General features: G+C 30.8%; 7 protein-coding genes. 5 read left to right on the top strand and 2 right to left on the bottom strand.

Annotated features, from left to right (window positions below; all coding sequences use genetic code 11):
* Window positions 1–19: 19 nt before the first annotated feature.
* The 3 genes from aceE to F754_RS0106590 are packed head-to-tail and all read left to right on the top strand — an operon-like array spanning window position 20 to window position 5,234.
* Window positions 20–3,058: a pyruvate dehydrogenase (acetyl-transferring), homodimeric type gene (gene aceE / locus F754_RS0106600; RefSeq protein WP_023649126.1), complete on the top strand. Its 3,039-nt coding sequence runs from the start codon at window positions 20–22 to the stop codon at window positions 3,056–3,058.
* The gene (locus F754_RS0106595) at window positions 3,058–4,323 is read left to right on the top strand and encodes a 2-oxo acid dehydrogenase subunit E2 (RefSeq protein WP_023649125.1); all 1,266 of its coding nucleotides are present in this window, start codon (window positions 3,058–3,060) and stop codon (window positions 4,321–4,323) included. The genes aceE and F754_RS0106595 overlap by 1 nt, the downstream gene beginning before the upstream one ends.
* 8 nt (window positions 4,324–4,331) lie before the next feature.
* Complete coding sequence (locus F754_RS0106590) at window positions 4,332–5,234, top strand: DMT family transporter (RefSeq protein WP_023649124.1); 903 nt, start codon at window positions 4,332–4,334, stop codon at window positions 5,232–5,234.
* On the opposite strand, the gene F754_RS0106585 is transcribed toward F754_RS0106590, so the two are convergent.
* Window positions 5,221–5,985, bottom strand: a complete 765-nt coding sequence (locus F754_RS0106585) for an undecaprenyl-diphosphate phosphatase (protein ID WP_023649123.1) — start codon at window positions 5,983–5,985, stop codon at window positions 5,221–5,223. The genes F754_RS0106590 and F754_RS0106585 overlap by 14 nt on opposite strands.
* A 182-nt stretch (window positions 5,986–6,167) precedes the next feature.
* On the opposite strand from F754_RS0106585, the gene F754_RS0106580 reads away from it, so the two are divergent.
* On the top strand, window positions 6,168–7,607 hold the full coding sequence (locus F754_RS0106580) for an NAD(P)-dependent oxidoreductase (RefSeq protein ID WP_023649122.1): 1,440 nt from the start codon (window positions 6,168–6,170) through the stop codon (window positions 7,605–7,607).
* Window positions 7,607–12,112, top strand: a complete 4,506-nt coding sequence (gene gltB, locus F754_RS0106575) for a glutamate synthase large subunit (protein ID WP_023649121.1) — start codon at window positions 7,607–7,609, stop codon at window positions 12,110–12,112. Before F754_RS0106580 ends, gltB begins: the two co-directional genes overlap by 1 nt.
* Here gltB and F754_RS0106570 read toward each other — a convergent pair.
* Window positions 12,109–12,852 (bottom strand): alpha/beta hydrolase, encoded by a 744-nt coding sequence (locus F754_RS0106570; protein ID WP_023649120.1) that lies wholly within the window; start codon window positions 12,850–12,852, stop codon window positions 12,109–12,111. The genes gltB and F754_RS0106570 overlap by 4 nt on opposite strands.
* Window positions 12,853–12,881: the final 29 nt, after the last annotated feature.

Raw genomic sequence — 12,881 nt, 5'->3', positions numbered from 1 at the left:
TATAAACCGATTTAAAATAATGAGTAAAAAATTACTTGTCCCTGATATTGGAGATTTCGAGGAAGTTGAAGTTATAGAAGTTCTTGCAAAACAAGGTCATCAATTAAACATTAACGACCCAGTAATTACGATTGAAAGCGATAAATCAAGCGTTGAAATCCCTTCAACTATGACTGGAAAGATTGAAAAAGTCGAAGTTAAAGTTGGAGATAGAGTTTCGAAAGGAGATATCATCTTAAATATCATTTCTTCAGGAGAAAATAAAAAAAATAATCTAGTTCCAAAAGATACTGAAAGTATCATTAAACAAGCAGAAGCAGCTTTAGCAGAAAAAAAAGATGAGGTAAAAGTTACCCATCAACCTACTCAAAAGAAAGAACAATCGACTATTCACGTTACTAACGGTAAAGATACAGATCCCTTAGAAACCCGTGACTGGTTGGAGTCTTTGTCGGCAGTTATTTCAAAAGATGGAAATCAAAGAGCTCATTTTTTAATTAAAGAATTAATTAATAAAGCTTATCGTGAAGGTGCAAATATTCCTTACACTCAAAATACCCCTTATATAAATACAATACCTCCTGAAGCAGAAGTTAAATCAAATGGAGATCAAAATATTGAGAGAAGAATAAGGTCTTTAATTAGATGGAATGCAGCTGCAATGGTAGTTAGAGCAAATAAAAAATTTCCAGAATTAGGCGGACATATAGGTACGTTTGCATCTGCAGCAACTTTATATGATGTTGGTATGAATCATTTTTGGAGAGCAAAAAATAATAAATTTGGTGGGGATTTAGTTTATTTTCAAGGCCACAGCGCCCCAGGAATGTACGCTAGAGCATTCTTAGAGGGTAGATTAAACGAAAAACAATTAGATAGTTTTAGACAAGAAGTAAATTCAGGTGGACTTTCATCTTACCCACATCCATGGTTAATGCCTAAGTTCTGGCAATTTCCAACTGTTTCAATGGGCTTAGGACCTATGCTAGCAATTTATCAAGCAAGATACATGAAATATTTAATTAATAGAGGTCTCATAAAAGATGAGGGTCGAAAAGTTTGGGCATTTTTAGGTGATGGAGAAATGGATGAACCAGAGTCTATGGGTGCTATCGGTCTAGCAGCTAGAGAAAAATTAGATAATTTAATATTTGTGGTTAATTGTAATCTTCAAAGGCTTGATGGTCCTGTTAGAGGAAATGGAAAAATTATTCAAGAATTAGAAGGTAGCTTTAGAGGAGCTGGCTGGAATGTTATAAAAGTAATTTGGGGCTCTTATTGGGACTCTTTGATAGCAAACGACAAAACAGGTCATTTAGTAAAAATAATGAATGAAACGGTTGATGGAGAATACCAAGCAATGAAAGCAAGAGATGGTGCTTATGTTAGAGAAAAATTTTTTGGTAAATATCTTGAAACACAAGAGTTAGTATCAAGCTTATCAGATAAAGATATTTGGAGGTTAAACAGAGGTGGACATGATCCACACAAGGTATTTGCAGCTTATGATAAAGCTACAAAAAATCAAGGAAGCCCTACCGTAATTATAGCAAAGACTATCAAGGGATATGGAATGGGTAAGTCAGGTGAAAGTGTAAATACAACTCACCAAACAAAAAAATTAGATGCTGATGATTTACTATACTACAGAGATCGATTTGATGTTCCACTAACTAATGAACAGGTTAGAAATATTGAATATTTTAAGCCTAATGAACAATCTCCAGAAATTAAATATTTAAAAGAAAGAAGGTTGAATTTAGGTGGTTACTTACCTGAAAGAACTACCTACGCCAAACCAATTAAAGCCCCATCAAAAGATATTTTTGATTTTATGAAAGTTTCAACTGGTGAAAAAGAGATGTCAACAACCATGGCAATGGTTAGGATGTTTACTAACTTGTTAAGAGATAAAAATATTTCTCCAAGATTAGTTCCAATTATTCCAGATGAAGCAAGAACATTTGGAATGGAAGGTTTTTTTCAAAAAATAGGAATTTACGCACATGAAGGCCAAAAATATGAACCTGAAGATGCTGCGCAGCTAAGTTCATATCGTGAAGATAAAAGTGGCCAGGTATTAGAAGAAGGAATTAATGAAGCTGGTGCAATGTCATCATGGATAGCTGCTGCTACAGCGTACACAAACCACGATATAGAAATGATTCCTATTTACATTTTTTATTCTATGTTTGGTTTTCAAAGAGTAGGTGATCTTGCATGGGCTGCTGGTGATAGCCAAGCAAGAGGATTTTTAATTGGAGCTACAGCGGGTAGAACTACTTTAGCTGGAGAGGGACTTCAACACCAAGATGGACATAGCCATTTAATTGCTTCGACAATACCAAATTGTGTAACTTATGATCCAACTTTTCATTATGAGCTAGCTGTAATTTTTAGAGAAGGCATGAGAAGAATGCATGAAAAGAAAGAAAATGTTTTTTATTATATTACTACAATGAATGAAAATTATTCTCATCCTGAAATGCCAAAAGATAAAAACTGTGAAGAAGGTATTCTTAAAGGTATGTATAAAATAAAAGAATTTAATAAGTTTAAGAAGACAAAAATTCAACTTTTAGGATCAGGTACTATACTTCGAGAAATGATGGCAGCAGCAGAAGTTCTTCAAAATGAATATCAAATTGACAGCGAAATTTGGAGTGTAACAAGTTTTAATGAGTTAAGAAAAGATGGAATGGAAATTGAAAGATATAATCTTTTAAACCCTGATAAAGAACAAAAAACTTCATTTGTTGAAAAATGTTTAGGAAAATCTGAAGGTCCAATAATGGCAGCATCTGATTATATGAGAATGAATTCAGATCAAATAAGACCGTATACTAATAAAAGTTTTTACTCTTTAGGAACAGATGGTTTTGGCAGAAGTGATACTAGAAAAAATTTAAGAAAATTCTTTGAAGTAGATAAAGAACATTTAGTTGCTTACAGTCTAAGTGTTTTAGCTAAAGAGCAGTTAATAGCCTCAAAATATGCAAAAGACGCAATAAAAAAATATAATATTGATGGTGAAAAACCAATGCCCACTAAATTATAATGTCTGAAACTCACATTAAAGTACCAAATATTGGAGATTTTAAAGATGTTGAGGTAGTAGAAGTTTTGATCTCTGAGGGCCAAACTCTTCAAAAAAATGAGCCTTTAATTACAATTGAAAGTGATAAATCCAGTGTAGAAATTCCATCAAACTCTGAAGGAAAAGTTAAATCTTTAAAAATAAAAGTAGGAGATAAAGTTTCAGAAGGTGATTTGATATTAATTTTAGAAGAAAAATCTCAAACAGAAAAAAATGCTGACAAAAAGCCAAATATTGAAAAAGAGTTTAAAAAAATTGAAATAATTAAACCAGAAATAGAGGAAACTACAATTAATCAAGTTAAAACTTTATTCAAAGAAACATCATCAGCAAGCCCAAAAGCTCGAAAATTTGCAAGGGAACTTGGAGTAGATATTGCTAAAGTAAAAGGAAGTGAAAAGGATGGAAGAGTTATTGAAGATGATATTAAAAAATTTGTTTCATCTAAATCAAAAAACATAAGTGAAATTAGAGAAGACAAAATAATTAAAATTAAAAATGAATTTGAACATTCTGATTTTGGAGAAATTGAAATTAAAAATATTCCAAGAGTAAAAAAATTATCTTCAGTTTATTTAACAAATTCTTGGACAACTATACCACATGTCACAAATCATGATGAGGCAGATATAACAGAAATGGAAAATTTCAGAAATTCTCTAACAGACATGTATACTGGAGAAAAAATTAAGATTACTCCTTTAGCATTTATAATTAAAGCGTTAGTAGCCTCTTTAAAAAAGTTTCCAAGTTTTAATTCTTCTATTGATGAGATCGAAACTGGAAAAATGACATTAAAAAAATATTTTCATATTGGAATTGCTGTTGATACTCCCAATGGACTAATGGTTCCTAAAATTAGAAACGCTGACAATAAAAAAATTTCATTTCTTAGTGAGGAATTAAAAGAGGTAAGTGAACTTTGTAGAAATCTTAAAATTGACAAAAAGGAATTGTTTGGTGGTTCTATGACTATAACAAGTTTAGGTGGAATAGGAGGATCATTTTTTACTCCAATTATAAATTTTCCAGAAGTTGCAATTTTAGGAGTAGGTAAATCTCAAAAAAAACAAATATTTATTAATGGAAAATTTCAAACAAGAACAATGTTGCCTATATCTTTATCCTATGATCATAGAATTATTGATGGCGCAGAGGCAGCAAGGTTCAATAATAATCTCAAAGAAAACCTAGGCAAAAATTTTGCTTATAAGTTAGCTGTTTAATATAGGTTATGTCAAAAACTATCTCTTTGCTCAGTGCCTTTTTGTGTACTTTTATTTGGGGTACAACTTTTATTGCTCAAGATACTGGCATGGACAATATAGGTCCATTTACATTTAATGCTGTCAGATTTTTCATAGGTTTTTTGGCTATCACACCATTAGTTTTGTTATTTGAAATAAAAAAATTTAAGTCTGAGTTTAAATCGGACACTAAAACTTTCATTAATCTCTCATTTTTAATCGGATTATCTTTATTTTTAGGTTCAGCTCTACAACAGGTTGCTCTTCTATATACAGATGTTGCAAATGCTGCTTTTTTTACAATTTTTTATGTTCCATTAGTACCTATTATAATTTTTTTATTTAAACGAACATCAATTCATTGGAGTGTTTGGCCATCTGTAGTGTTATGTTTAATCGGAGGGTATTTATTAACAAATTTTTATGACGCAACAGTAAGACTTGGAGATAGTTTAGTAATTCTTGGTGCTTTATTCTGGAGTACTCATATAATTTTTACAGGAATAATTGTAAAAAAATACGATCTCCCATTAACTCTTGGTGCAGCACAAACTTTAATCGTTGCGTTATTTTCTTTTGTAATAGCATTTATTTATGAAGAATTTATTTATATTGAAATTATGAAAGAAATAAATTCTATTTTATATGCTGGAATTTTATCTGGAGGCTTTGCTTTCGTATTACAAATCTATGCTCAAAAAAATATAACTCCTGCCCCTGCAGCAATAATTTTTTCATTAGAAGGCGTATTTGCAACAATAGCAGCCTGGTATATTTTAAACCAGATTTTGGATATTAATAATTTACTTGGATGCTTATTTATTCTATGTGGTGTTTTGCTATCTCAACTGTTACCATTAGTTAAAAAAAGAAATTTTAGTAAATTATAGCAAATAAAATCAATGCTATTAATATTCTGTAGATAACAAATGCATTCATAGAAAATTTATTTATATAAATCAAAAAAAACTTTACCGTCATAAATGAAAAAATAAATGATGATACAACCGCAATTATTACTAAATAATTAAATTCAACTGACTGATCAAAGACATCTTTTAATCCTAAAAAACTCGCACCTCCTAAAGCTGGAATAGAAAGTAAAAATGATATTTTGCTAGAATCTAATCTATTAAATTTTAATATTCTTGCAGCTGTAATAGTTATACCTGCTCTACTTACCCCAGGTACTAATGAAAGAATTTGAAATAAACTTATAAAAAGAATTGACTGTAGATTTAAATTTACAGAAATTTTTTTATCAAAGCGATTTCTATCTGCAATAAATAAGATAATTCCAAAAATTAGAGTTGTCCAAGCTATGATTTTGATATTTCTAAGTTGGTAAATGATACCAGTTGAATACAAGATATATCCAATAATTATCAAAGGAATTGATCCCACAATTATAAGACTTAAAAGTCTTTTATTATTTCGAGCATCTAATAGGTCCATTCTAAAAAAATAGATAATTGCAAATAGAGAACCAAGATGAAGACTTATATCTATTAATAATGAACTTGATTTAAATTCATATAAACTTGAAACTAAAATTAGGTGTGCCGATGAACTTATCGGCAGAAACTCTGATACACCTTGAATGGCTGAAAGTATTAAAACTTCTATAATATTTTGATACATTTAGTCTTCGTAACTTAAAAAATATTTATTTAAAACAATTCGATTTATGCATATTAGGTATGCATTTGCCTAAAATTTGTTAGAATACAGTAATAAATCATAAAAAAAGGTCAAAATATATGACCTATTTTGTGCTTTATTTAATAAAAACAAGATATAATTTGCTAAAATTAAAAAAAAATATGTCTGACTCAATGCTTAAATTCGTAAAAATAGGTCAACAAACTCCACCTAAAAGAGAAGTTGATAAGCGTAAAAGAGATTTTAACGAGATATATGATGAATTTATAAGTGATAAAGCAAAAGAGCAATCTAGTAGATGTTCTCAATGCGGAGTGCCTTTCTGTCAAGTTCATTGTCCTTTAAGTAACAATATTCCTGATTGGTTAAAATTGACTGCTGAAGGAAGGCTAAAAGAAGCTTACGAGTTATCTCAAAGCACCAATAATATGCCAGAAGTGTGTGGAAGAATTTGTCCACAAGACAGATTATGCGAAGGTAATTGTGTAATTGAACAATCAGGGCATGGAACTGTAACTATCGGTTCAATGGAGAAATACATAACTGATAACGCATGGGAACAAGGTTGGGTAAAACCTATTAATGTTTTAAATGAAAAAAACCAGAGTGTTGGAATAATTGGTGCTGGACCAGCTGGATTAGCTGCAGCAGAACAACTAAGAAAAAATGGTTACAAAATTACTGTTTACGATAGATATGATAGAGCTGGTGGTTTATTAATTTATGGTATTCCAAATTTTAAATTAGAAAAAGAAGTAGTTGAGAGAAGAACAAGACTTTTAAAAGATGGTGGAATTGATTTCATTCAAAATTTTGAGGTTGGTAAAGATGCAACTTTAGATCAACTAAGAAAAAAACATGATGCAATACTAATAGCAACAGGTGTTTACAAGGCCAGAGAAGTTGAATTACCTGGGAATGATCTTAATAATATTTTTCCAGCAATGGATTTTTTAACTGCTTCAAATAAAAAAGGACTAGGGGATGAAGTAGAGATGTTTGATAAAGGTGTTTTGAATGCAGAAGGTAAAGATGTAGTTGTCATTGGTGGTGGAGATACGGCAATGGATTGTGTAAGGACCTCAATTAGACAAAAAGCAAAATCAGTTAAGTGTTTGTATAGAAGAGATAAAGAAAATATGCCTGGATCTGCCAGAGAAGTAGCTAATGCTGAAGAAGAAGGAGTTGAATTTGTTTGGTTATCAAGCCCAAAAGAATTTAAGGGTATTAATAAAGTTGAAAAATTAATAGTTGACCAAATTAAATTAGGTGAACCTGATGAAAGTGGAAGAAGACGGCCTGAAATCAAAGAAGGGTCAGAATATGAAGTTAAAGCTGACATGGTGATTAAAGCACTTGGTTTTGATCCAGAAGATCTACCAAAATTATTTGACGCTAGTGAACTACAAGTTACTAAATGGGGAACTATTAAAGCAGACTTTGATACAATGGAAACAAATATTAAGGGTGTTTTTGCTGCAGGTGATATAGTGAGAGGTGCTTCGTTAGTCGTATGGGCTATAAAAGATGGAAGGGATGTAGCTTTAGCGATAAAAACTCATCTTGAAAATAGAGAGATTAAAACATCAAGAGTTGCTTAATGAAAAATTATAAAAAAAATTTAGAGGTACTTGAAAATAATCATGTTTACTCAACAGAAATGGAGCATGATGCTTGTGGAGTAGGTGTAATTGCCTCGACTGAAGGAAAGAAGTCTAGAAAGATTGTTGAATATGGAATAGAGGCTCTTAAGGCTGTATGGCATAGAGGTGCGGTTGATGCAGATGGAAAAACAGGGGATGGAGCTGGAATTCATGTAGAAATTCCAAAAGACTTTTTCATAGAAAAAATTGAAGTGACTGGACACGATTATGATAATGCAGAAATTTGTGTGGGGATGATTTTTTTACCTAGAAATGATTATGCCGCTCAAGAAAGTTGCAAAACAATCGTTGAAAGTGAACTTACCAAGAATAATTTTAGTATTTATGGTTGGAGACAAGTACCTGTTAATCCTAAAATTCTTGGTGACAAAGCGCTACAGACTATGCCAGAAATAATCCAGGTTCTTTTTAAATCTAATGATCAGAATTTACTTGATAAAGAATTAGAGAGAAAAATCTATGAAACTAGAAAAAAAATTGAAAATAAAGCTTTTCAATTATCTTTAAATAACTTTTACGTTTGCTCCATAAGTTCTAAATCAATAATTTATAAAGGACTCTATTTAGCTGAAGCAATATCAGATTTTTATCTGGATTTAAAAGATGAAAGATTTGTATCAAGATATGCAATATTTCACCAAAGATTTTCAACAAATACAGCGCCTAGTTGGAGTCTTGCACAACCCTTTAGAGCTATAGCTCACAATGGTGAAATAAATACTTATAAAGGAAATAAAAATTGGATGAAAGTTCATGAGCAAGAAATGAGTAGTCCACTTTTTGATGATATAGAAAATTTAAAACCTGTTATACAAAAAGGTGTTTCTGATTCTGCAGCTCTTGATAATGTTTTTGAATTATTAAATAAATCTGGACAACCCGCGCCGCTTGCTAAACTTATGTTGGTGCCTGATGCGTGGTCCAAAAAAAATAAGACATTACCCAAAAATCATCAACAATTATTTAATTTTTTAAATAGTAAAATGGAGCCATGGGATGGTCCTGCAGCAATTGCAGCAACAGATAATGAGTGGATTATTGCAGCAAATGATAGAAATGGATTAAGACCACTGAGATATGCTATTACAAAAGATAAATTACTTTTTGCTGGATCTGAAACTGGAATGATTGAATTAAATGAAAAAAAAATATTATCTAAAGGAAGATTAGGTCCTGGTGAAATTATAGGTATTAGAATTGAAAAAGGTAAAGTTTTTTTTAATGATGATATTAAAGACTATTTAGCAAAAGAGTTTAAACATTTTAATTCTCAAATTATAGATTTAGACGAAAAGTTATTAATTTCTAATGAAAAAAATAGTTTTGAAGGCGAGGATCTTCGTAGAAGACAATATACTTTCGGGATTAGTTTAGAAGATCTTGAATTAATATTACATCCTATGGCAGAAGATGCTAAAGAAGCAATCGGATCTATGGGAGATGATACACCTTTGGCAGTATTATCAGACAAATATAGACCTTTATATCATTTTTTTAGGCAGAATTTTAGCCAAGTAACTAATCCACCAATAGACTCTTTGAGAGAAAATAAAGTGATGAGTTTAAAAACAAGATTCGGAAATTTAGGAAATATATTGAATTTTGATACATTAACAAAAGAGAATATTTACGTTCTAAATAGCCCAATCTTATCAAACTCACAACTAAACAAATTTATTAATTTCTTTGGAAAAAATTCTATAGTTATAGATTGTACTTTTTCTCAAGATGAAAATTTATCAGCAGCTATTGAGAGAATTCAGAAAGAGTCTGAAGTAGCTGTTAGGCAAGGAGTAACTCAGTTAATACTTAGTGATAAAAATCTATCAAATGAAAATTTGCCTGTTCCAATGCTTTTATGTGTTGGTGCAATTAACACCTTTTTAATTAATAAAAAACTTAGAGGATATGTATCAATAAATGTGCAATCAGGTGAGGCAATGGACACCCACTCTTTTGCAACTTTATTAGGTGTGGGTGCAACTACGGTTAATCCCTATTTAGCTTTTGATAGTTTATATCAAAGACACAGTAAAAAATTGTTTGGTCAGTTTAGTTTTGATGAATGTGTTGAAAGATATATTAAATCAGTAAATGCTGGCCTTCTTAAAATAATGTCAAAAATGGGTATATCAGTTTTAAGTTCATACAGAGGTGGATGTAACTTTGAAACAGTGGGACTAAGTAGAACTGTAGTAAATGATTATTTCCCTGGCATTACTTCAAAAATTTCTGGAATAGGTTTAACAGGAATTGAAAAAAAAATTCGTAAAATACACAAAGAAGCTTTTGACAGTAATGAAACAGTTTTACCTATTGGAGGAATTTATAGATATAGAAAAAATGGAGAAACACACCAATATCAAGGTAAATTAATACATTTATTACAAAGTGCTGTTGGATCAAATTCTTATGAAGCTTATAAAAGATACGCTGAAGGTATCTATAATTTACCACCGATTAACTTGAGAGATTTAATAAATTTTAGAAAGAAAAAATTAGGCCCTTCGATTGATCTTTCTGAGGTTGAGCCAATAGAAAGAATTCTTAAAAGATTTGGAAGTGGAAGCATGTCTCATGGAGCGCTATCAAAAGAAGCCCATGAAACATTGGCAATGGGTATGAACAGAATTAAGGGCGCCTCTTGCAGTGGTGAAGGTGGGGAAGACGAAAAAAGATTTAAAATTTTAGATAATGGAGATAGTGCAAATTCAAGAGTAAAACAGATTGCATCTGCGAGGTTTGGTGTAACTATAAACTATCTAAATAATTGTAATGAAATTGAGATCAAGATTGCCCAAGGTGCTAAACCAGGAGAAGGTGGCCAATTGCCAGGATTTAAAGTTACAAATGAAATTGCAAAATTAAGACATTCAACACCAGGAGTTACTCTTATTTCTCCACCACCTCATCATGATATTTATTCTATAGAGGATTTGGCACAATTAATTTATGATTTAAAACAAATTAATCCTAATGCTCGAATAGGTGTAAAGTTAGTTGCATCTTCAGGAGTTGGAACAATTGCAGCTGGAGTAGCAAAGGCTGAAGCAGATATAATATTGATCTCTGGTCATAATGGTGGAACTGGAGCAACACCACAAACTAGCGTAAAATACGTTGGTATTCCATGGGAAATGGGTCTTACAGAAGCTAATCAAGTTCTCACATTAAACAATCTACGACACAAAGTTACTTTGAGAACTGACGGTGGAATTAAAACAGGAAGAGACGTTGTAATTGCTGCGATGATGGGTGCCGAGGAATATGGTGTAGCCACAACAGCTTTAGTTGCTATGGGATGTATAATGGTAAGACAATGTCATTCAAATACCTGTCCAGTAGGAGTGTGCACACAAGATGAAAAATTAAGAGAAAAATTTACTGGAACACCAGATAAAATTGTAAATTTGTTTACTTTTATTGCATCAGAAGTAAGAGAAATTTTAGCTGAACTTGGTTTCAATTCTTTAAATGAAATAATTGGAAGAACAGATTTGTTAATGCAAGTAAATAAAGCTTCTGCAAATTTAGATGATTTAGATTTAAACCCACTTTTTGTACAAGCTGACCCAGGGAATAACAAAAGATATTGCGAAAACTCATCTATTAACAAAGTACCAGATACATTAGACCAAGAAATTTGGCCAGAGATAGAGCAGTCTTTAGATAAATCAGAAAAAATCAATAAGGAATACTTAATAAAGAATACTAATAGAGCAGTTGGTACAAGAATTTCACATCATTTATTTATGAAGTATGGATATGAAAAATTAAATGAAAATTTTTTAGAGCTAAATTTTAAAGGATCAGCTGGTCAATCTTTTGGCGCTTTTACATCTAAGGGATTAAAACTAATTCTAAAAGGTGATGCGAATGATTATGTCGGCAAAGGGCTATCAGGAGCAACAATTTCAATAAAACTCTCAGATGAAAGTAATTTAATATCAAATGAAAATACAATTATAGGTAATACAGTACTTTATGGCGCAACTTCTGGTAAACTTTTTGCTGCTGGTCAAGCAGGAGATAGATTTGCTGTAAGAAATTCTGGTGCTACTGCTGTGATTGAAGGATGCGACTCTAATGGATGTGAGTATATGACAGGAGGAACGGCAATAATTCTTGGACAGGTAGGAGATAATTTTGCAGCAGGTATGACAGGTGGAATGGCGTTTATTTATGACAAAGGTAAAGACTTTGAAAAAAAAGTTAATCCCGAGTCTGTTGTTTGGCAAAATGTAGAAACTGATTATTGGAAAAAATATCTAAAAGATTTAATTGTAGAACATTTTAATGAAACAAAATCTAACTTGTCCCAAAAAATTATTAAAGATTTTGAGGAAGAGCTAAATAACTTTATTCAAGTTTGTCCTAAAGAAATGTTAGATAAGCTTAGTAATCCAATTAGTCTTAAACCAGTAATTAAAGATGTTAGTTAAATAATCAATTTAAGTTCTTTGGTTATTATTTTAAGCCATTTTTGACTCGATAAACTGTGATCACCATTTTTAATTATTACTAATTTTTTTTTAGCTTTTTGAAAAATTTTTAAAATTTTTCTTGAATAAGAAACTGGTACCACCTCATCTTTTTGACCATGAACCATGGTAACACTTATTTTTGAATTTATTTTTTTGATTAAAACCTTATTTTTTCTTCCATCTTTTATTAATTGATGAGTAATTGGATATTCATAATTGCCATGTTTTAATTGTAAAATTCCTTTTTTAATAGTTTCAGACTTCATTTTTTTTGTAAATTTTTTCCACATCAAATTCTCTAAAAACTCAGGTGCAGAACCAATTCCTAAAAATCCATTTATTTGTTTTTTAAATTCTTTAAATTGTTTAAGAGCTAACCATGCACCCATACTTGATCCAACAATAGTAAACTCCCTATTTTTTACAAATTTTTTAATAAGAGCTGAAGTTTCATTGCTCCATTTTGTAATATTGCCATTTATAAATTTACCTGATGATTTTCCATGTCCCGAATATTCAAGTGCTAAAAAACTTAGTTTATTTTTTTTGGCAAATTTTAAAAAAGTATTAGGTTTTTTTCCCTCTAAATCAGACATAAAGCCGTGTAAAAAAACAATAAAAGGAGCACTTTTGTGAATGTTGCAAATAAATCTTATTTTCTTATTTTTAGAGACTTTGTGATATTTGAAATGTGTCATAATCGTTTATATGTTTAATCTAATATTAT

The sequence above is a fragment of the Candidatus Pelagibacter ubique HTCC8051 genome (assembly GCF_000472605.1).
Lineage (GTDB): Bacteria > Pseudomonadota > Alphaproteobacteria > Pelagibacterales > Pelagibacteraceae > Pelagibacter > Pelagibacter communis_B.
The sequence above is the reverse complement of the archived record's forward strand: the minus strand, read 5'-3'. Positions and strand labels throughout refer to the sequence as shown.

What these genes read in the sequence shown, in the direction of transcription:
- aceE (WP_023649126.1), top strand. Translation starts at nt 20, where the DNA reads ATGAGTAAAAAATTACTTGTCCCTGATATTGGAGATTTCGAGGAAGTT.
- F754_RS0106595 (WP_023649125.1), top strand. Translation starts at nt 3,058, where the DNA reads ATGTCTGAAACTCACATTAAAGTACCAAATATTGGAGATTTTAAAGAT.
- F754_RS0106590 (WP_023649124.1), top strand. Translation starts at nt 4,332, where the DNA reads ATGTCAAAAACTATCTCTTTGCTCAGTGCCTTTTTGTGTACTTTTATT.
- F754_RS0106585 (WP_023649123.1), bottom strand. Translation starts at nt 5,985, where the DNA reads ATGTATCAAAATATTATAGAAGTTTTAATACTTTCAGCCATTCAAGGT.
- F754_RS0106580 (WP_023649122.1), top strand. Translation starts at nt 6,168, where the DNA reads ATGTCTGACTCAATGCTTAAATTCGTAAAAATAGGTCAACAAACTCCA.
- gltB (WP_023649121.1), top strand. Translation starts at nt 7,607, where the DNA reads ATGAAAAATTATAAAAAAAATTTAGAGGTACTTGAAAATAATCATGTT.
- F754_RS0106570 (WP_023649120.1), bottom strand. Translation starts at nt 12,852, where the DNA reads ATGACACATTTCAAATATCACAAAGTCTCTAAAAATAAGAAAATAAGA.